At 45.2% G+C, this 18426-nt stretch carries 23 protein-coding genes; 11 read left to right on the top strand and 12 right to left on the bottom strand.

Translation table 11 applies throughout. The annotated features are described in order from the left end of the window. Window positions 1-12 precede the first annotated feature (12 nt). The 6 genes from rlmM to pomA form a co-directional block, all read right to left on the bottom strand. Window positions 13-1065 (bottom strand): 23S rRNA (cytidine(2498)-2'-O)-methyltransferase RlmM, encoded by a 1053-nt coding sequence (gene rlmM, locus VOR_RS0107550; RefSeq protein ID WP_010319099.1) that lies wholly within the window; start codon window positions 1063-1065, stop codon window positions 13-15. Continuing rightward, window positions 1062-1460 carry a DUF423 domain-containing protein gene (locus VOR_RS0107545; protein ID WP_010319098.1) on the bottom strand — a complete coding sequence of 133 codons (399 nt, stop codon included), beginning with the start codon at window positions 1458-1460 and terminating at the stop codon, window positions 1062-1064. The genes rlmM and VOR_RS0107545 overlap by 4 nt, the downstream gene beginning before the upstream one ends. After that, on the bottom strand, window positions 1450-2361 hold the full coding sequence (locus VOR_RS0107540; RefSeq protein WP_010319097.1) for a transcriptional regulator GcvA: 912 nt from the start codon (window positions 2359-2361) through the stop codon (window positions 1450-1452). Before VOR_RS0107540 ends, VOR_RS0107545 begins: the two co-directional genes overlap by 11 nt. Before the next feature lie 378 nt (window positions 2362-2739). Continuing rightward, window positions 2740-4188, bottom strand: coding sequence for a tRNA uracil 4-sulfurtransferase ThiI (gene thiI, locus VOR_RS0107535; RefSeq protein ID WP_010319096.1), 1449 nt, complete (start codon window positions 4186-4188; stop codon window positions 2740-2742). A 164-nt stretch (window positions 4189-4352) separates the two neighbouring features. Continuing rightward, entirely contained in the window at window positions 4353-5297 is a 945-nt protein-coding gene (locus VOR_RS0107530; RefSeq protein ID WP_010319095.1) for a flagellar motor protein MotB, read from the bottom strand. Between the two features lie 11 nt (window positions 5298-5308). Then, entirely contained in the window at window positions 5309-6073 is a 765-nt protein-coding gene (gene pomA / locus VOR_RS0107525) for a flagellar motor protein PomA (RefSeq protein WP_010319094.1), read from the bottom strand. Between the two features lie 353 nt (window positions 6074-6426). Here pomA and xseB point away from each other — a divergent pair, with 353 nt between their 5' ends. The 3 genes from xseB to dxs all read left to right on the top strand — a co-directional run bounded on the left by xseB (window position 6427) and on the right by dxs (window position 9605). Continuing rightward, window positions 6427-6669: an exodeoxyribonuclease VII small subunit gene (gene xseB, locus VOR_RS0107520; RefSeq protein ID WP_010319093.1), complete on the top strand. Its 243-nt coding sequence runs from the start codon at window positions 6427-6429 to the stop codon at window positions 6667-6669. Window positions 6670-6817: 148 nt separating this feature from the next. Then, on the top strand, window positions 6818-7702 hold the full coding sequence (ispA, locus tag VOR_RS0107515; RefSeq protein WP_010319092.1) for a (2E,6E)-farnesyl diphosphate synthase: 885 nt from the start codon (window positions 6818-6820) through the stop codon (window positions 7700-7702). A gap of 19 nt (window positions 7703-7721) precedes the next feature. Next, entirely contained in the window at window positions 7722-9605 is a 1884-nt protein-coding gene (gene dxs / locus VOR_RS0107510) for a 1-deoxy-D-xylulose-5-phosphate synthase (RefSeq protein WP_010319091.1), read from the top strand. Window positions 9606-9729: 124 nt separating this feature from the next. Here the strand turns inward: dxs and truC are convergent, their stop codons facing one another. Together truC and VOR_RS0107500 are read right to left on the bottom strand one after the other, a co-directional pair. After that, the gene (gene truC, locus VOR_RS0107505) at window positions 9730-10452 is read right to left on the bottom strand and encodes a tRNA pseudouridine(65) synthase TruC (RefSeq protein ID WP_010319090.1); all 723 of its coding nucleotides are present in this window, start codon (window positions 10450-10452) and stop codon (window positions 9730-9732) included. After that, window positions 10446-10766, bottom strand: a complete 321-nt coding sequence (locus VOR_RS0107500) for a YqcC family protein (protein WP_010319089.1) — start codon at window positions 10764-10766, stop codon at window positions 10446-10448. The genes truC and VOR_RS0107500 overlap by 7 nt, the downstream gene beginning before the upstream one ends. 122 nt (window positions 10767-10888) lie before the next feature. Here VOR_RS0107500 and VOR_RS0107495 point away from each other — a divergent pair, with 122 nt between their 5' ends. Beyond that, window positions 10889-11932 (top strand): DUF3549 family protein, encoded by a 1044-nt coding sequence (locus tag VOR_RS0107495; RefSeq protein ID WP_010319088.1) that lies wholly within the window; start codon window positions 10889-10891, stop codon window positions 11930-11932. 11 nt (window positions 11933-11943) lie between these two features. Continuing rightward, on the top strand, window positions 11944-12243 hold the full coding sequence (locus VOR_RS0107490) for a DUF3301 domain-containing protein (protein WP_010319087.1): 300 nt from the start codon (window positions 11944-11946) through the stop codon (window positions 12241-12243). Here VOR_RS0107490 and VOR_RS0107485 read toward each other — a convergent pair. Beyond that, complete coding sequence (locus tag VOR_RS0107485) at window positions 12203-12715, bottom strand: GNAT family N-acetyltransferase (protein ID WP_029626981.1); 513 nt, start codon at window positions 12713-12715, stop codon at window positions 12203-12205. The two genes, VOR_RS0107490 and VOR_RS0107485, sit on opposite strands and share 41 nt — an antisense overlap. Before the next feature lie 868 nt (window positions 12716-13583). Between VOR_RS0107485 and VOR_RS0107470 the strand changes: the two genes are divergently transcribed. Continuing rightward, window positions 13584-13871, top strand: a complete 288-nt coding sequence (locus VOR_RS0107470; RefSeq protein ID WP_010319084.1) for a hypothetical protein — start codon at window positions 13584-13586, stop codon at window positions 13869-13871. A 7-nt stretch (window positions 13872-13878) separates the two neighbouring features. After that, entirely contained in the window at window positions 13879-14328 is a 450-nt protein-coding gene (locus tag VOR_RS0107465; RefSeq protein ID WP_010319083.1) for a YaiI/YqxD family protein, read from the top strand. A gap of 51 nt (window positions 14329-14379) precedes the next feature. On the opposite strand, the gene ykgO is transcribed toward VOR_RS0107465, so the two are convergent. Together ykgO and VOR_RS0107455 are read right to left on the bottom strand one after the other, a co-directional pair. Further along, window positions 14380-14505, bottom strand: a complete 126-nt coding sequence (ykgO, locus tag VOR_RS0107460; RefSeq protein ID WP_010319082.1) for a type B 50S ribosomal protein L36 — start codon at window positions 14503-14505, stop codon at window positions 14380-14382. A gap of 3 nt (window positions 14506-14508) precedes the next feature. After that, window positions 14509-14763 carry a type B 50S ribosomal protein L31 gene (locus VOR_RS0107455; RefSeq protein WP_010319081.1) on the bottom strand — a complete coding sequence of 85 codons (255 nt, stop codon included), beginning with the start codon at window positions 14761-14763 and terminating at the stop codon, window positions 14509-14511. Window positions 14764-14884: 121 nt separating this feature from the next. Here VOR_RS0107455 and tsaA point away from each other — a divergent pair, with 121 nt between their 5' ends. The 4 genes from tsaA to VOR_RS0107435 all read left to right on the top strand — a co-directional run bounded on the left by tsaA (window position 14885) and on the right by VOR_RS0107435 (window position 17968). Next, window positions 14885-15580 (top strand): tRNA (N6-threonylcarbamoyladenosine(37)-N6)-methyltransferase TrmO, encoded by a 696-nt coding sequence (gene tsaA / locus VOR_RS0107450; RefSeq protein ID WP_010319080.1) that lies wholly within the window; start codon window positions 14885-14887, stop codon window positions 15578-15580. An 88-nt stretch (window positions 15581-15668) separates the two neighbouring features. Further along, on the top strand, window positions 15669-17384 hold the full coding sequence (locus VOR_RS0107445; protein WP_010319079.1) for a proline--tRNA ligase: 1716 nt from the start codon (window positions 15669-15671) through the stop codon (window positions 17382-17384). 186 nt (window positions 17385-17570) lie between these two features. Then, the gene (locus tag VOR_RS0107440) at window positions 17571-17777 is read left to right on the top strand and encodes a YaeP family protein (RefSeq protein WP_010319078.1); all 207 of its coding nucleotides are present in this window, start codon (window positions 17571-17573) and stop codon (window positions 17775-17777) included. Next, on the top strand, window positions 17777-17968 hold the full coding sequence (locus tag VOR_RS0107435; RefSeq protein WP_010319077.1) for a DUF4250 domain-containing protein: 192 nt from the start codon (window positions 17777-17779) through the stop codon (window positions 17966-17968). Before VOR_RS0107440 ends, VOR_RS0107435 begins: the two co-directional genes overlap by 1 nt. A gap of 79 nt (window positions 17969-18047) precedes the next feature. On the opposite strand, the gene VOR_RS0107430 is transcribed toward VOR_RS0107435, so the two are convergent. Next, window positions 18048-18281 (bottom strand): DUF3622 domain-containing protein, encoded by a 234-nt coding sequence (locus tag VOR_RS0107430; RefSeq protein ID WP_010319076.1) that lies wholly within the window; start codon window positions 18279-18281, stop codon window positions 18048-18050. Window positions 18282-18426 lie beyond the last annotated feature (145 nt).

Raw genomic sequence — 18426 nt, 5'->3', positions numbered from 1 at the left:
TTTATGATGCGCTTACATCTCTTCACGATCATGATACAAATGCTTTGCCTGCATGCGGAACTTTACCTCATTTTTAATCAGAAAAACTTTCAGATTTTCAATATCTTGTAAAACTTCATCATAGCGCCCTTTCATTGGCAGCTTTAAGTTGAAGATGGCTTCTTTCGCCCAACCCTTGAGGATCCACTGCCCCATTAAATGCGCCACACGAGCTGGCTTTTCAATCATGTCACACACAATCCAAGTCACGTTCTTGCGTGGCGGCTCAAATTTAAAACCATCCTCGGCATGGTGTTTCACTTGTCCTGTGTCCATCAAACTTTCAGCCATTAGACCGTTGTCGATAGCATGAACAAACATCGAACGCTTCACCAGTTGGTAAGTCCAGCCCCCCGGGCATGCACCCAAGTCTACCGCCCACATTCCCGGAGCCAAACGTTCATCCCACTCTTCACGAGGAATAAACACATGGAAAGCCTCTTCCAACTTCAGTGTGGAACGACTTGGCGCATCGGCTGGGAATTTCAAACGAGGAATGCCCATGAAAAAAGGCGAGTTATTGTTGGTGTACGAATACCCAACGAAGCAGTGTCCGGGTTGAATAAAGCAGACATGTAGCACAGGTCTCTTCGCCGACTCTTTGTTAGACAAAATCCCCTTGCCACGTAACGCTTGACGCAATGGCACGGTAAACTTACGACAAAATTTGAGCAACTCTTTCGCTTCATTGGTATCTGGCGTTTCAATGCGAATGTCACCACAACGCGGAAAACCCTCAAGTTCGGCGAGTTCAGATAAGATAGGCGAAATACGATCATCTTTAGGTAAATCGCTAAATTCCGCCGCTACCGCAAACATCTGACGAGCAAAAATAAGCGATTGGAAATCGATCTCTTTAACCAACTTATCAGCATCACCGGCCTGATAGCACTCAAACAAAACGTAACCCGTATTGTTTTTCACACGAGGAAAACCAAAAACCTCTAGCTTAGTCGCTTTATCTTGGATCTCTCCGGCACACTCTTTTTCAAAGCCTGCACGACAATAGAGCATTACGTGTTTCACTGGTCCACCTCTTGAATATTAAGTGCTGCATAGCCAAACACTCCCCACCCTAGCATAAAGAACACGCCACCAAATGGCGTGATCGGGCCAAACCACTTGATGCCTGTGAGTGCTAAAACGTAAAGACTGCCGCTAAAACAAAGGACGCCGATGATAAAGCAAATTGCCGCAATGAAAAAATATTTTTGTGCTTTCGATCCCAAACGACAATGCAGCAAAATACCACACGCTAATATGGCTAAAGCGTGAATCGATTGATACTGCACTCCCGTTTCAAACACCGAAAGCAAGTAAGGGGTTAAATACGCTTTTAGGCCGTGCGCGGCAAAAGCCCCTAGAGCGACACCAACGCCCGCCATAAAAGCCGCGATAGCGAGCAATAACTTACTCTTCATCTAACAATACCTCTTGTTCACGTCTGGCTTTTTTGAGCATCCAATCACGGAAAGTAGCGATGCGCCCCATATCGGCCTGCTTCTCGTGACAGACCACATAGAAAGCATTTTTAGTCATCAGCACTTCGTCAAAAGGCGCAATCAAGCGACCCGCTTCCAGCTCTGGCTGAGCTAACACGTTATTCCCCAGAGCGATACCTTGCCCATGCGCCGCCGCTTGCAGCACCATGGTCGAATGGCTAAAGATGGGGCCGTGGTTGACATTCACCTCTTCAAGATCGTTCTCTTTAGCAAACTGTTTCCAATCTTTACGAGAAGTATCGTGTAGCAGAGTATGCCGTGTTAGATCGTCCAGTGTTGCTAAAGGCTTAGGACCTAACAGCAGAGAAGGAGAGCAGAGTGGGATCAAAAACTCTTGATACAACTTATCCGCACGCAATCCTGGCCAGTTACCTCGGCCATAATAAATCGCCACATCCACATCATAGGTTAACGAACCTTCATCCATATCAACCGCTTTGATACGCACATCAATATCCGGCTCTTGTTGATTAAAATCGGCCAAACGTGGCACTAACCACTGAATCGCAAAACTCGGCGGTAAACTAATGGTTAACGCCCCTTTTTCACTGCGCTCTAGTACCTTATCGGTCGCTTCAGAGAGCGCGGTAAAGATATCTTTAATGTCGAGAAAGTAACTTTGCCCTTCTTCTGTCAATAGCAGAGAACGATTACGACGGCGAAACAGCTTTAACCCTAAAAATTCCTCTAACGCTTTGATTTGATGGCTGACTGCGGCTTGTGTCACAAATAGCTCTTCCGCAGCGCGAGTAAAACTCAGCTGGCGAGCTGCCGCTTCAAACACTTTCAGCGAGTTTAATGGTGGCAATCTTCTGGACATAGGTACACTCAAAAATTAGATTAGTTTTTTTAATCTGAAACATTATAAATTGTCCATTGCCGAGCGGCTAGAGAAATTCTATATTTCACCCCGCAACAAGGCCTGAACGGCTTGATTCAGTTATGAATCAATTGGATTTTGTTGCGATGTTGTGTTTGCAAACTCGTATTTCGAGTTGGGTAGAATTCTACCACACTGTTTTGTGCAGTTATCCCCTGCAACAAAGCAATACTTCCTGTATTTATTTTTTGACCTGTCTGTCAAATTTTTTAGCACCGCCTTAGGGCGGTGTTTTTTTATGGCTGTTATTGATAGATTTTCACTATAAAAAAACCGCCCACGAAAACGTGAGCGGTCTATTCCGTATCTAGAAAATGATTAAGGTCGATACACTTTGATGTTGTTAAAGCCTTGCTCTTTCAAATACAGAGCTTGGAGCCGACTCATCACACCGCGCGCGCAGTACAATAGATACGTTTTAGATTGATCTAAATCGCCAAACTGAGTCGATAGCTTGTAGAAAGGTAAGTGTTTCACTTCCACGCCTTCAATCAGCAGTGGCTTATCATCTTCCTCATCTGGACTACGAATATCGAGCACCACCGCATCTTTTTCGATTGCAGCCACTTGTTCAACTTCAGGTGCTTGCTCTTGGCTCTCTTTCTCAATATCACGAATATCCATTTGACGAGCGTTGTACACAACGTGCTCTAAAATTGAGAAATCAAACTTTGCTTCTTCGGCTTCTAATTTCGCTTTCACCGCTTTAACGGTTGGGCTTTTTGAAATAACCCCACAGTATTCCGGCATCGTTTTGGCGAAATCTTCTGTCCCAATCTCGCGCGCCACTTTAATAATCTCTTCTTTGTCCCAGTTGATGAGAGGACGCAAAATTAGAGTATCGGTCACGCCATCAATATGACGAAGATTAGTTAGAGTTTGGCTCGAAACTTGACCCAACGCTTCTCCGGTCACTAAAGCTTCAATATTTAACTTCTGGGCTATCATTCCAGCTGCGCGCATAAACATACGTTTTAGCACCACGCCCATTTGACCATCATCTACTTTTTCTAAGATTTCAGCCACCACAGGCTCGAAATCGACCGAGATAAAACGCACTTTGGCTGAAGAGCCGTATTTATTCCACAAATAGTGCGCCACTTGCTTTACACCAATTTCATGCGCTGGTCCGCCTAAATTGAAGAAGCAATAATGCACTTTTGAGCCACGTTTGATGTGTAAATAGCTTGATACACCCGAGTCAAAACCACCGGAGATTAAACTCAATAAATCTTCTTGAGTGCCAAGAGGGAAACCACCTAAACCTTTATAACGGGCAATCACTTGATTGAGCAATTCATCGGCTATTTCAATGTTGATGGTAACGTCTGGATTTTTTAGTTGAACTTTTGCACTCTCAACCGCTTGGTTTAAACCACCACCGACATAACGCTCAACATCGATTGAGGTGAAATCATGCTTTCCTCGACGCTTAGCACGCACGACAAAGGTTTTCCCTTCGATGTTATTACGGCTGAGCGCTAACACTTGCTCGTAAATGTCATGCATATCCTTAAACTCAGATTGCTGCACTTCGAGTACTTGCTGGATGCCAGGAGTGTGAGTCAGAATTTCAAGGACTTCTTGATAATATTGGTCACTTTGTGCGGTCACTTCAATGTGATCACGGCGGTTAAATACCGCAACTGACTCAGTTCTTCGCTTGATGATAATACGAATATTGGACTCTAAAATCTTTGTGAAGCGCTTGCGTACTGAGTCACTTTTAACAAAAATTTCCGGATGGGGCTTAACAATAAATTTCATAGTTCTATTCGCAATCTAATTAGGCAATGTGGTGATTCAATGAGCCGCGCGTTTCTCTCGCTACTGATACACCGCTAAGGGCGCAAGATTATACACGAGGTGATAACCATAAAAAAGACGAGCCTTAGCGCTCGTCTATGTGTTTTTACATAATCCAACGTAAGCTACTGAACGGATGGAACTTCATCACTGTACAGCGGTTCACCTTGCATAATACTGATTTCTACCCGACGGTTACGTGATCGTTCACTTTCGGTATCATTAGGCCCTACAGGATCAGTATCCGCCATACCGCGCACCCTAAGTCGTTGATGAGAAAAGCCACGAACTTTTTCCATCTCTTGCGCAACAGAAACCGCTCGTTGAGCCGAAAGATCCCAGTTTGAACGATACAGCTCAGAATCGACTCTCTGATTGTCGGTATGGCCAGAAATTCGCACAATCCCCGGCACATCTTTAACCAAATCGGCAATTTGACGCACCAATGGACGAAACTTAGGTTGTAAAAATGCAGAACCTTCAGGAAACGCACCTCTTTCACGGATACGGATTACCAACTGCTGCCCCAAGTTTTCAACTTCAATTGCACCTTGTTCAATTTCTCTTGCTAACGCCTTTTTGATGGCTTGTTCGACGACTTCCATCTCTTGCGACATGGATTCCGCTTGCTGTTGTTGCATTTCCGATTCGGTATTTTGATTGCTCTGTGTTGAGGTTTCTGGGGATTGCCCCCCAGTCAATTGCCCTTCATCACGCTGCATACCACCAGAACGGTCAGAATCACCTTCTTGGAAATTTAATGTCTGCTGGGTGATATCAATGGTTTGTTGCATGATGACATCAATTGGTGTCGGTTCAGGACGGCCTGGGCGAAACTCTTGTGCAATGATGCTTGTCCCTTTGGGAATGTCTTTCACCTCCAAGCGATTTTGTACACCAAAAGCAAACTTCATAGAGCCTGCGATCTGTTTAAACTTCAGCACATCCATCTCGGAAAAAGAGAGCAGCAGTACGAAGAAACACATCAGCAGTGACATCAAGTCGGCAAAAGTACCCATCCACAACGGCAGACCGGGAGGGGGACATTTACAGCTTTCTTCATCATCCATTACAAGCTCCGTTATTCGCTATCAACATCAAGAACACGCTTACCTTCATTAATGTAGTTTTTCAGATAACTATCAATAACTCGTGGGTTTTGTCCATCTTGAATGGCCAGTACACCATCCATAATTAAACGACGGTTGAGCTTTTCTTGTTCACGACGTAAGGCAAGTTTGTCAGCAATAGGGAAAAACACCATGTTAGATAATATTGCACCATATAAAGTGGTTAACAACGCAACGGCCATCGCAGGGCCAATTGATTTAGGGTCATCCATGTTAGACAACATGGCAACCAAGCCCACTAAAGTACCGATCATCCCCATCGCAGGGGCTACATCACCAAAAGCGCGAAACACACTAGACCCTTTATCATGCCGTTCATCAGTCAAAGCGATGTCTTTTTGCAACGCAGAACGCACCACGTCAGCATCATGGCCATCCACCAGCAAATCGATCCCTTTTTGCATGAAACTATTGGTAATTTCCATCTCTTCTAGTGCAAGAAAACCGCCTTTACGTGCTGCATCCGCCATTTCCACGATTTTTGCGATCAAATCTTCAGGCTCATCAGCTTTAAACATAAACGCTTTACCTGCGATTTTTGCCGCGCCAAAAAATTGCCCCATCGTAAATTTCATTAAGACAACAAAAGTTGAGCCTCCAACAACAATCAATATCGAGATGACGTCGAAGAACATCATCAAGCTTCCGCCTAAGATCATTGCCATGATAACGAAAGCCATGCCCCCGATCAGTCCTAACAGCGTTGCTAAATCCACAAAGCACTCCTCATGCTACTCACCTGCGATAATGAGTTTAAACCCGTTATCGGCAATAGATTCAAAATTTTAAGTAAATTATTGGATCATACCGAAATTCTCTCTGTTCAGTTTATACCTAAACCAAGTAAAGATGCACTGTTGCCAGCACACTGATATGGCCAAGATTCTGAGTCACCGTCACTATTTCAGTAAATATCGGTCTGGTTGCTAAGTATCGTATTATTATTTTTATTATTTGTGATAGTGACAGTTCCAAAAGAGGGACTTTTCAGACAAAAATCGTTGGTTAAATTTGACCATCACTACGCCCTAAGGTAACTTTCGTGCATATTTACCAAGATAAAAAGATTATGGCGAGCAAGAAACCTGAAAATATGTCCTTTGAAGCAACTATCGAAGAACTTGATAGCTTAGTGGAACAGCTAGAAAATGGCGATTTAGCCTTAGATGATGCGCTAAAAAAATTCGAGCGCGGAATATCCCTTGCTCGTGCTGGACAAAGTAAGTTAAGTGAAGCGGAACAGCGAGTCAGTATTTTGCTCAGTGCGAGCGATGACGCGCCACTCTCTGACTTTACTGAACTACCTGAGTAATAGGCACGTATTACTGATACATACTGATTACTGACTCATATTTATCGATCTCATCGCTCGCTATGTGACATGAACCTGTCAATTAAGTCACAGGGAAACGGTCGATCGTAACCTAGTAGATACCACAACTTAGTAGAAAGAGTGCCCTATGATTGAGGCTCTGAGCTCCTATCAGCAAAGAAATATTGACCAATTAAACCTTTGGTTATGCCGCTTACCGCATCAAAAACAATCCCTAATTGACGCGATGCGTTACGGTTTGTTACTTGGCGGTAAAAGGGCTCGACCTTATTTGGTGTATATCACAGGGCAAATGCTTGGTTGTACACAAAATGAACTCGACACCCCAGCCTGCGCAGTAGAATGTATTCACGCTTACTCATTGATCCACGATGACCTTCCCGCGATGGACGACGATGAATTGCGGCGCGGTCAAGCCACTTGTCATATCGAATTTGATGAAGCCATCGCGATTTTAGCGGGCGATGCCCTGCAAACACTGGCCTTTACTATTTTGGCAGAAGGTCAACTCGCCGAACATGCGCAAGTCAACCGCATTAAGATGATCCAAATGTTGGCTCAAGCTTCCGGTGCTCAAGGTATGTGTATAGGCCAAGCGTTGGATCTGCAAGCGGAAAATCGTCTGGTTTCAGTGCAGGAATTAGAAGAGACCCATCGCAATAAAACGGGAGCCTTGATGCGTTGTGCAATCCGTTTAGGTGCGCTTGCGGCGGGTGAAAAAGGGCTTGCGGTACTACCACAATTGGATCGCTATGCCGATGCCGTTGGTCTCGCATTCCAAGTTCAAGATGATATTTTAGATATCGTTAGCGATACCGAGACATTAGGTAAACCTCAAGGCTCGGATCAACAACTCAATAAAAGTACCTACCCAGCGCTGCTAGGATTACAAGGTGCTATTGACAAAGCACAAAGTCTGTTACAGGAAGCTCTTCAAGCCTTGGAAGCAATACCCTACAATACAGAATCACTCGAAGAGTTCGCCCGATACGTCGTCGAGCGCAAGAACTAAACTATAAGCGCGCAAAATTATGACTCTTGATATTTCAAAATACCCAACACTGGCTTTAGCAAATTCACCCGATGAACTGCGCAGTCTACCGAAAGAGGTTCTGCCGGCATTGTGTGGTGAATTAAGAAACTATCTTCTTAATTCCGTCAGTCAGTCGAGTGGCCACCTTGCGTCAGGCTTAGGCACGGTTGAATTAACGGTTGCCCTGCACTACGTCTATAACACCCCTTTTGATCAGCTGATTTGGGATGTAGGCCACCAAGCTTACCCGCACAAAATCTTAACTGGTCGCCGCGAGCAAATGTCGACCATTCGTCAAAAAGATGGCCTGCACCCTTTTCCTTGGCGTGAAGAAAGTGAATATGACACGCTCTCTGTCGGCCACTCGTCCACTTCAATCAGTGCCGCCTTAGGGATGGCGATCAGTGCAGGTAAAGAAGGGAAAAATCGCAAAGTGGTGGGCGTGATTGGTGATGGTGCCATCACCGCGGGCATGGCCTTTGAAGCAATGAACCATGCTGGCGACGTTCACCCAGATATGTTAGTCGTGCTCAACGACAACGAAATGTCGATCTCTGAAAACGTGGGCGCACTGAATAATCATTTAGCGCAACTGCTTTCCGGTAGCCTTTATACCTCGATCCGTGAAGGGGGCAAAAAAGTGCTCTCTGGCATACCGCCTATCAAAGAGCTGGTACGTCGCACAGAAGAGCACTTGAAAGGCATGGTCGTACCCGGCACCTTGTTTGAAGAGCTTGGATTTAACTATATCGGCCCAGTAGATGGCCATGATGTGATTGAACTTATCAAGACATTACGCAACATGCGCGAGCTCAAAGGCCCGCAGTTTTTGCACATCATGACCAAAAAAGGCAAAGGTTATGAGCCCGCCGAAAAAGATCCGATTGGTTACCATGGCGTTCCTAAATTTGACCCGAGCCACACTAGCCTGCCAAAAAGCAGCAATGCTAAACCGACTTTTTCTAAAATCTTTGGCGATTTTTTATGCGACATGGCCGCGCAAGATCCAAAATTAATGGCGATTACACCCGCGATGCGTGAAGGTTCTGGCATGGTTCGCTTTTCAAAAGAGTTTCCACAACAATATTTTGATGTGGCGATTGCTGAGCAACATGCCGTCACCCTTGCGACAGGCATGGCGATTGCGGGAGATCATCCGATAGTGGCGATCTACTCAACCTTTTTACAACGGGGTTATGATCAGCTGATCCATGATGTTGCCATCATGAATTTACCGGTTATGTTTGCCATTGACCGCGCAGGGTTAGTCGGAGCTGATGGCCAAACTCACCAAGGTGCGTTTGATTTAAGCTTCATGCGCTGCATTCCCAACATGGTGATCATGGCACCCGCCGATGAAAATGAGTGCCGACAAATGCTCTATACCGGCCATAAACACACAGGGCCAAGCGCAGTGCGTTATCCTCGTGGCAATGGCATGGGAGTCGAAATCCAAACCCAATTTAGTGCGTTAGAGATTGGCAAAGGACGCATTATGCGCCAATGTGACACGGCTATCGCACATGAAAAAATCGCGATCCTCAACTTTGGCACTTTCCTACCAAACGCACTTGAAGCAGCCGATAAACTAAATGCAACGGTGGCTGACATGCGATTTGTTAAGCCCCTTGATGAAACACTCATTCGCCAACTGGCTGCGCAGCATGATGTGCTCGTGACCTTGGAAGAGAATGCGATTGCCGGTGGTGCGGGTGCTGGCGTCATTGAACTGATGATGAAAGAGAAAATCCTAAAACCGGTACTCAATCTAGGTTTGCCTGATCAATTCATCGCTCAAGGCACACAAGAAGAGCTGCATGCCGAATTAGGTTTAGATGCCAAAGGCATCGAGCGCTCCATTCAAGAATATTTAGCAAAGTAGCGAGCGTTTTATAAGCTGTCGGTTTTATTAACTGAAGGCTTTATGAACCGAATAGCTCGATAAGCTACACCACTTTCAGTTACATCCCAATACTCAAAACCCTCGCATCGCGAGGGTTTTGCTTTTATATCGGCTGGCTCCACTCAAACTGAGTAAACAGCCGTTGCCATATCTCATCAAAACCAGCTTTAAGCACTAATGTTTGGCCAGTAAACGGATGAGTAAAACGTAATTCAGAGGCATGGAGCATCAGACGCTGCGCGTCATAATGATCGCGAAATAGGCGGTTGTGCTTGCCATCACCATGAGTGGTATCACCAATAATCGGGTGACTCAAATGGTGCATATGACGACGCAGCTGATGTTTACGGCCTGTTTGCGGTTTCATTTCCACCAAACAGTAGCGGCTGGTTGGGAAACGCCCGGTTGAATACGGCACTTCTACTGTCGCTAATGGTTGATAAGCGGTGATCGCCTCTTGGGCTTCTTTATCTTGTTTGGAAAACTTATCGGCAATTTTATCTAGCTCGATTTTGAGTGGGTAATCAAGCACATCCCCTTGTTCAATCCAACCACGCACAATCGCATGGTACGTTTTTTCCATTTGATGGTTGGCAAACATCGGCATCATTTGCGCCGCCACTTCACTGGAGAGCGCAAACACGAGCACGCCGGAGGTTGGCCTATCCAGTCGATGCAGGGGAAATACATGCTGGCCAATTTGATCGCGCAGCGTTTGCATCACAAATTGCGTTTCGTGTTTATCTAGCCATGAGCGATGCACCAGCATTCCTGCGGGTTTATTCACGGCGACCAAATCATCGTCCTGATACAGAATCTCTAACATGGTTGGCTTACCTCATCAATCAGGCGCAGCAGCGCAATCACTTCAGCCAATTCCGTTTGATGTTGCCATGCCTCTTCAAAATAAGGAGTGAGCGAAAACCCTTGAGAAAGCTCAGCTTGCTGCTCAATTGCCAATAACATTTTGGGGATGAAAATCCACTGCAGCCACTGCTCCGGAGTAAGGGTATCGATGGAGAAAGGCTCAGTGCTCATCAATGCGCTTTCGCTTGGCGGCTGGGATTGCCAGCGCTGAGAATTGCGTAACTGAGTTTCTAGTTGCTTCAACAGGTGGGTAAGTTTTGTGCTTACTGTCATTATTCACCAAGTTAATTTGCTAAGTGACCTTGAAAATGGGCTATAGAGTACCATTTATTGTTCAAAGAGAGTTATTGATCAAAGATAGTTATTCAAGAACACAAATTAGGGCCACTTTATCGATGGATACCATTCACACGCTTAGCCAATTGCTCACCAATAGTGGTAGCCAATATCGGATCTTTGATTTAGGAAGGCGCATCTGCCCGATTGAAAATACACACTTTTCTCAAGTAGAAAAAGGTCAGCAACCGTATCCCTATCCATTGCAGCGTCATGCTCATCTTGCCATCGCGTATTGGAACCAAGCCCAACAACCTTGGATCTGGTTTCTTAAATTCTCTTTGGATGAACGTGGCCTACTCAAACAAGCGGAGATAGGTAACTTCATTAAGTTTGTACTTGAAGCGATGGGGTCACGTTTACATCAAGATCTCAGTGATGAGCAACAGCAAAAGCTTGCCAATAACCCTTATACCTTTAAACCGAGCGACGACAAAATGGCGGTATTCCACAGTCAAATACGCGCCCAGTTGAACCTACCATCAAGCCAATATTATGAGTATGCGCAACACTATTTTAGTGGGGCTTTAGGGTGGGAAAACTGGCAGACGGTCGGCTTACAAGGCATTACTGATATTTGTGCTCGTTTAAGCAAAGAACAAAATAGCATGCTGCTAAGAAAAGCACTAAACCACCTCCCCGCTCAGCCTTTGTATGCCCTGCTGGGGGCGCTCGAACATAGCGCACCGTTGAATGATAAGCTGGCGCTGCGTTTGCAAGAGATGGCAATGTTGCACATCGAAAGCTACGAACCTGATCTGTTCTTACTCTCTGCCTTAATACGAGCCTTATCAGGTGCGAATAATGCACTCACCGCGACCTTGGTTGAACGTATTCTGCAAAGCCCACGCTTGAGCCATCAAGAGATATTAATTGCCATTGCAGGGCGCACGTGGCATGTATTGTCTAACCCGTTGCTTGCCGAAACGTTTTTATTACGCTTGGCGCAAACAGGCAATCAAGCTCTCTTTAACCAGCTCTTTGCGGATTTAGTGATGCTGCCAGAACTGCGAATGGTACTGCTGCCACTGCTGTATTCTAGCCCTTCAATCGAATTAGCCGATGCCTTAATTCGCTTACAACAAACAACTAAAGCTCAATAACTGGAATGTTTATGCTAGGCTATCTATTGGCTATTTTATTACTCAGCTTGGGCTGCTTTCTTTTCTGGCAACAGCGTCGCCAAGCCGAATTGGCAAAAGCAGCGATCAGTCGAAAATGTGAACAACTCGACTTACAGCTGATCAGCGTTGCTTTTGGACGCCACAAATTCAAAACGCCAGAAGGACTCTGGCGTTGGCATACCGTTTATTGGTTTGAGTTTTCTGCGCTAGGTGATGACTGCTACCAAGGTGAATTACAAATGATAGGCTTTAGGCCATCTGCTTTTCATTTGCCGCCTCATCGGATGTAAACTCAAATTCCCAATAAGGGCCAAAAACATCTTCTTTCTCACCCAACAGCTCAAAGCCGAGTTTTTTGAGTACCGCAATAGAGGCATGGTGGCCAATATTAGCAGTGGCTGTAATTTTTTGTCGTTGCAATTGGTAGGCCGCTTTAGGCAAAAAAGACTTCAATGCCTCAGTTGCAATACCTTTGCCCCAATACAATTTATCAAACAGAAAACCGAGTTCTGCTCGCTCTTCGTCAAGTTCAATGAACAAATGTCCCATGTATTCGCGGTTATAATTATCTAACACCGCCATTGCGTATAAATGAGGATCATTAAGCACTCGTTGAAAAAGCTGTTTTGCTGAAGCGACTGTTTTAGGTCCATTCATCTGTGCCATATTTTTGGCGCAACAATTGAGCATCAAAAAATCAGACTCTAACGAATCGGTGTAAGGGAGAAGAAGCGTTCTTCTTGTTACGGTTGGCACGTACAATCCTTGTTAGCCGCAAAATGATACCGAAATACTCAACTAGGCTCAGGGCAATACGCCTTAGCCCAGATAAAATCTGGTACTCTATTTTTGCAAAGAAGCCGAAAATTAAACCAACCGAACGATGAGGTAATTGATCTAGATTGTTTTTTTGTTGTTATTATTTTGCGGCACTTATCATATGATCTTTTTTTGAAGCAACAACACGCTAAAGCCAGAATGCAGGCAATAAGAAAATCCTCAACACGCATGTGTCGAGGCTTAAAGTCTTACTCGCAGCAGTCCGGCTACTAAATCGTGTGCTCCATGCATCATCCATAATAGTGGCCAATTCTTCGGCTCATCCTGCATCGCCATCCTAGCGGTATCCAAACTTTCCATGGTACTAACACTCCGGTCAATACTCATCACTTGTTCCTTGAGCGGTGTCCATAACATCATCCCGATATTGTCCTGCCTTATCCACAAGGTGTCCATCGCCAATCCATGCAGCTCGCATCCTGCCAACTGTTGTATCCTTACGCTGTCCTAGCATCCTGCGTGATCATTCTTCGTGAATAACCTTGCCTTCTTCCTGAAGAGACCAAACCTTGGTGCTTTATTATTCCTTGTCAGAGTCCTTCCGACAGAGTTCAATTTACCCGTTTGACTTTAAGAAACAATCACCTAAAAATGTTATTTTTAACAATATGGCCTAAAGAAATAGATATTTTAATAAAAAACAGATAGTTATAAGAAAACCATCTTCCAAAACCTCCTTAAATACTGTGATTTCTTACAAACAATGTGCGAGATCTCTTACAACACTTCGCCACTTTTGCTCTTGGCAAATAAAAGGTAAGATCACGGAAACTCATCAAAAGGACAACCTATGCTCACAAAAGATGTCACTCAAGAACTAGACAGCATCTTGACTCTCTTACAACAACAGGGAAAGGAACCGAGTGTGGCTTTGGTGAAATCGCGTCTTAGCACCTCAGTGCCAATGCCAGCCTTGATTGCAACCATCAAAAGCTGGAAGAATGCACACCGAGTACCCAAAGTGGAAGTGAGCGTTAGTACGGAAAATAGCGCGAACAAAATAGCCGAACTTGAAACACAACTAGCGGCTTTGTCAGCTCGAGTGGCAGCTCTTGAAGCACAACTAACCGAGAAATAATTAAATGATGAAAATTTGGGTGGACGCCGATGCATGTCCGAAAGTAATTCGTGAAACCATTGTCCGCGCAGCCGAAAGGACGGGCGTTGAATGTACTTTTGTGGCCAATCATGTCGTTCCGATTCCGCAACGATCTAACATTCGTTCACTGCAAGTCCCCAGTGGTTTTGATGTTGCCGATAACGAAATCGTCAAACGGGTAGAGGTGGGAGATTTGGTCATTACTTCCGATATTCCGCTGGCCGATGAAGTGATAACCAAAGGTGGCTTGGCGCTCAATTCTCGTGGTGAGCTGTATACCAAAGAGACCATCAAGGCACGCCTCAATATTCGAGATTTTATGGACACAATGCGCTCAAGCGGTATCCAAACTGGCGGACCAAGTACGCTTTCTCAAACAGAACGACGCGAATTTGCCAACCATTTGGATCGCATTTTGGCTAAAGCGAACAAATAACCACGTTTTGACGGTTGGACAATCACTAGCCTGTCCAACCGTTCCCCTTCATTAACGCTGAACCGCCTTAAATCTTGGATTGGTTTTACAAATCACATATAAACGACCGCGTCTTTTGACGATTTGACAATCTGGATGACGTGATTTTGCGCTTTTTAATGAACTTAATACTTTCATAGTTTACTCCTTACCAAACTGAGCAAAGCGACGATTGAAATTCGCCACTCGTCCTTCTTTTTGAACAACTCGCTGCTTACCGGTGTAATACGGATGCGATTCAGACGACACATCTAAGGTGAAATAAGGATAGGTGTTGCCATCTTCCCACTCTATCGTCCGATCAGTTTTTAGCGTTGAACCCACAATAAAATACTTATCCACACTGGTGTCGTGGAAAACCACTTTTTGGTACGGCGGATGAATTCCGTCTTTCATCAATTTCCTCTCACTTAAATTGTTATGTTATAACATACCAATTAATAATCATTACCAAGAAGAAAAGCAAGCTTAAATGTGATATTTTTCTCAACCAACGTGAAAAAAGACGGGTACGGATATGCACACCATTGCTCCGATTGGCACTATTGAAACGCCTTATAAAGAAAAATTTGCCGTTCCTCGCCAACCTCGCCTAGTGGCGAGCGCAAGCGCGAGAGTCAAGCTCATCGGTCACGCTAATTGCTTAGAGTCGGTGCGAGGTATCGAACAATTTAGCCATGTCTGGTTACTTTTTCTGTTTGACCAAAACCTCGATGCCGGTTGGAAACCGACGGTGCGCCCACCGCGCTTAGGCGGAAATGAGCGGATCGGCGTATTTGCTTCACGGGCCACGTTTCGACCTAACGGCATCGGTATGTCTGCCGTTGAATTGAAAGGCGTCACTCAGCAAGGTGATCAGGTTTATTTGGAACTAGGCAGCGTAGATTTAGTCGATAACACACCGATCATTGACATCAAACCCTATATTCCCTATTCCGATTCGATAGCCACAGCCAGCGGTGGCTATGCCGAGAGCGAGCCCGACAAGATCGCAGTGACCTTTAGCCAAGCGGCGTTAACGGTACTGAGTGCGCGAGCAGATCACGGCATGGTTAAAGCCGTCATTGAGCAAGTGCTGGCTCAAGATCCTCGCCCAGCCTATAAAAAACACAAAATCGATCATAAAGAATATGCGGTAAATCTGTTCGATCTGAACGTAAAATTCACTATCGCAAACAACTTAGTCTCAGTAACCGCAATAGAACGCTTTTGACAAAGCCGATTGGCTGATATTATTAGCGGCTTAATTCTAGCCTCTCATTGGAGAGCGCTTTTAACTATCATGAAACGGATACCATAGAATGCGTACCAGTAAATATCTTCTTTCTACTTTGAAGGAGACTCCAAACGACGCAGAAGTCGTGAGCCATCAGCTCATGTTACGTGCAGGTATGATCCGTAAGCTGGCTTCAGGTCTTTATACCTGGCTGCCTACTGGTCTACGTGTGCTGCGTAAAGTCGAAAACATCGTTCGTCAAGAGATCGACAATGCCGGTGCAATCGAAACCTTGATGCCCGTTGTGCAACCGTTTGAACTGTGGGAAGAGACAGGCCGCTCTGAGAAAATGGGCCCTGAGCTACTTCGCTTTACTGACCGCCATACTCGTCCGTTTGTGCTTAGTCCAACAGCAGAAGAAGTGATCACCAGCTTGGTACGCAACGAAGTCAGCTCTTACAAGCAATTACCGCTGAACCTGTACCAGATTCAAACCAAATTCCGTGATGAGAGACGTCCTCGTTTTGGTGTGATGCGTGCTCGTGAATTCTGCATGATGGATGCCTATAGCTTTGATATTGATAAAGCAGGCTTAGAGAAATCTTACCAAGCGATGCACGAAGCTTACTGTAAAGCCTTCGATCGCATGGGGCTTGATTACCGCCCAGTATTAGCAGACACCGGCGCTATCGGTGGTAACGGCTCTCATGAGTTCCATGTATTGGCTGAAAGTGGTGAAGACATTATCGCCTTCTCAACTGAATCGGATTACGCCGCCAACATCGAAAAAGCGGAAGCTATTGCGCCAGTCGTTGAGCGCGCCGCGCCAACTCAAGAGATGACGCAGGTTGATACGCCAAACGCCAAAACCATCGCTGAATTGGTTGAGCAGCATGGCCTACCGATTGAGAAAACAGTTAAAACACTGTTTGTAAAAGCATCTGATGAGATCGATTCCTCTATCGTGGCACTGATTATCCGTGGTGATCATGAACTCAATGAAATCAAAGCCGAGAAACTCGCTGAAGTTGCCGCTCCGCTAGAAATGGCTAGCGAAGAAGAGATTCGCGCGCTGATTGGTGCAGGCCCAGGCTCTCTTGGCCCTGTTGGTCTTGAATTGCCCTTTATCGTTGATCACAGCGTAGCCGTCATGAGCGATTTTGGCGCAGGAGCCAACATCGATGGCAAACACTACTTTGGCATCAACTGGGGTCGTGACGTTGAGCTAGCGAAAGTGGAAGATCTCCGTAACGTCGTTGAAGGCGACCCAAGCCCATGTGGCAAAGGGACACTAATGCTCAAACGCGGTATCGAAGTGGGTCATATTTTCCAATTGGGTACCAACTACTCTGAGAAAATGAACTGTGGCGTTCTTGATTCCAATGGTAAAAACACCATTTTAGAGATGGGTTGTTATGGCATTGGCGTATCACGCGTTGTGGCATCAGCCATCGAGCAAAACAACGATAAATACGGCATCATCTGGCCTGACGCGATCGCACCTTTCCAAGTGGCGATCGTTCCCATGAACATGCACAAATCAGAGCGTGTCCAACAAGCTGCTGAAAAACTGTATGCGGAACTGACTGCTGCTGGTATTGAAGTTCTATTTGATGATCGTAAAGAGCGCCCGGGCGTAATGTTCTCAGATATGGAACTGATCGGTGTGCCACATACCATCATTATTGGCGATCGCAGTATGGATGAGGGCAACTTCGAATATAAACATCGCCGCAGTGGTGAGAAGTCGGCCGTCGCTATGAATGAAATAGTCTCCTTTATTAATGCTCAAATCGCCTAATAAAGTGTGTTATTGAAAAGGTTGCCTAAATGGCAACCTTTTTTATTTCTACAATTAGATCGGCAAGTGAACGCTTAAAGTTTCATCACCTGCAATCAGAGCTTGCGCAAACGCAAGTTCTGATTTTGTCTTTGCCAAACGTAATGTGTATATTGAGAGCCATTATCATTAGTTAGGATTTAATCTATGCAAGTTTACGGTTGTTGTGAATTAGTGCGCGAGCTTTATGCGCAGATAGGCAGTGGTGATCAAGCTTATATTCCTCAAGCAATCTCCTGCGCCATCAAAACCTTGAATGATGTCGCAGCAGACGAATCGCTGCCAAAAGCAGTTCGAGAGCAAGCAGCCTTTGCGGCAGCTAACTTGCTGATTTCTGATTTCGAGGATAAGTGATGAATTTAGCCAATTTTGCCTCGATGGATCCAATCATGCTGATGAGCATCATCAATATGAAGCTACGTGATGATTTTAATGGCGATCTTGATAAGCTGGCGGATGACTTTGATATCGATCGGGCGGCATTAGAGGCTCGCTTAGCCAGTGCTGGTTTTGAGTTTTTACCGCAAATCGGTCAATTTCGTTAAGGCATAAAAAACCCGCTAATTTAAAGCGGGTTTTCGTTCAAATAACCGTTCTTAAAGCGCAGCACTCAGATTTTTTGTACTAAGCTTTTTTCTCTTTTCTTGCCAGAGCCTTACGCTCATTGCGTTTTGCTTGGTTCTCAATAAAGCCACTGAGCTCTTTTTCCGCCCAAGCTTGTGCTTGTGCTTCGCTTTCAAAACCCATTTCGCGCTTTGAAACAACACTTCTGCGAGAGGTCACTTGACGTACGATTTCCGCCGCCCAACCATTGCGCTTTTCAGTCACTTTGATGGTAAATTTTTTACTTTCTGACATTTTCGTTTTCCTAAGGGAATAATAAGGGATTACTCATCAACGTTTGTCGCGCGCCATTATATTATGTGGCGGCGGATGTTGAACACCATCCCTTGGTAAGCGCGGCATTAGAGCACAAATCACAATTTTTTTCTGCATTTTTTAC

Origin of the sequence: Vibrio ordalii ATCC 33509 (genome assembly GCA_000257205.1) — a bacterium.
GTDB classification, from domain to species: Bacteria; Pseudomonadota; Gammaproteobacteria; order Enterobacterales; family Vibrionaceae; genus Vibrio; species Vibrio ordalii.
Note: the sequence above shows the minus strand (reverse complement) of the source record. Positions and strands in the feature narration are given on the sequence as shown.

Excerpts from the sequence above, each read along its gene's own strand:
- VOR_RS0107500 (WP_010319089.1), bottom strand. The coding sequence starts at position 10,766 with ATGACAGTAAGCACAAAACTTACCCACCTGTTGAAGCAACTAGAAACT.
- ispA (WP_010319092.1), top strand. The coding sequence starts at position 6,818 with ATGATTGAGGCTCTGAGCTCCTATCAGCAAAGAAATATTGACCAATTA.
- VOR_RS0107495 (WP_010319088.1), top strand. The coding sequence starts at position 10,889 with ATGGATACCATTCACACGCTTAGCCAATTGCTCACCAATAGTGGTAGC.
- VOR_RS0107465 (WP_010319083.1), top strand. The coding sequence starts at position 13,879 with ATGAAAATTTGGGTGGACGCCGATGCATGTCCGAAAGTAATTCGTGAA.
- thiI (WP_010319096.1), bottom strand. The coding sequence starts at position 4,188 with ATGAAATTTATTGTTAAGCCCCATCCGGAAATTTTTGTTAAAAGTGAC.
- VOR_RS0107530 (WP_010319095.1), bottom strand. The coding sequence starts at position 5,297 with ATGGATGATGAAGAAAGCTGTAAATGTCCCCCTCCCGGTCTGCCGTTG.
- VOR_RS0107545 (WP_010319098.1), bottom strand. The coding sequence starts at position 1,460 with ATGAAGAGTAAGTTATTGCTCGCTATCGCGGCTTTTATGGCGGGCGTT.
- VOR_RS0107445 (WP_010319079.1), top strand. The coding sequence starts at position 15,669 with ATGCGTACCAGTAAATATCTTCTTTCTACTTTGAAGGAGACTCCAAAC.
- VOR_RS0107470 (WP_010319084.1), top strand. The coding sequence starts at position 13,584 with ATGCTCACAAAAGATGTCACTCAAGAACTAGACAGCATCTTGACTCTC.
- VOR_RS0107490 (WP_010319087.1), top strand. The coding sequence starts at position 11,944 with ATGCTAGGCTATCTATTGGCTATTTTATTACTCAGCTTGGGCTGCTTT.
- tsaA (WP_010319080.1), top strand. The coding sequence starts at position 14,885 with ATGCACACCATTGCTCCGATTGGCACTATTGAAACGCCTTATAAAGAA.
- xseB (WP_010319093.1), top strand. The coding sequence starts at position 6,427 with ATGGCGAGCAAGAAACCTGAAAATATGTCCTTTGAAGCAACTATCGAA.
- truC (WP_010319090.1), bottom strand. The coding sequence starts at position 10,452 with ATGTTAGAGATTCTGTATCAGGACGATGATTTGGTCGCCGTGAATAAA.
- ykgO (WP_010319082.1), bottom strand. The coding sequence starts at position 14,505 with ATGAAAGTATTAAGTTCATTAAAAAGCGCAAAATCACGTCATCCAGAT.
- VOR_RS0107435 (WP_010319077.1), top strand. The coding sequence starts at position 17,777 with ATGAATTTAGCCAATTTTGCCTCGATGGATCCAATCATGCTGATGAGC.
- VOR_RS0107540 (WP_010319097.1), bottom strand. The coding sequence starts at position 2,361 with ATGTCCAGAAGATTGCCACCATTAAACTCGCTGAAAGTGTTTGAAGCG.
- VOR_RS0107430 (WP_010319076.1), bottom strand. The coding sequence starts at position 18,281 with ATGTCAGAAAGTAAAAAATTTACCATCAAAGTGACTGAAAAGCGCAAT.
- VOR_RS0107440 (WP_010319078.1), top strand. The coding sequence starts at position 17,571 with ATGCAAGTTTACGGTTGTTGTGAATTAGTGCGCGAGCTTTATGCGCAG.
- VOR_RS0107455 (WP_010319081.1), bottom strand. The coding sequence starts at position 14,763 with ATGAAAGACGGAATTCATCCGCCGTACCAAAAAGTGGTTTTCCACGAC.
- dxs (WP_010319091.1), top strand. The coding sequence starts at position 7,722 with ATGACTCTTGATATTTCAAAATACCCAACACTGGCTTTAGCAAATTCA.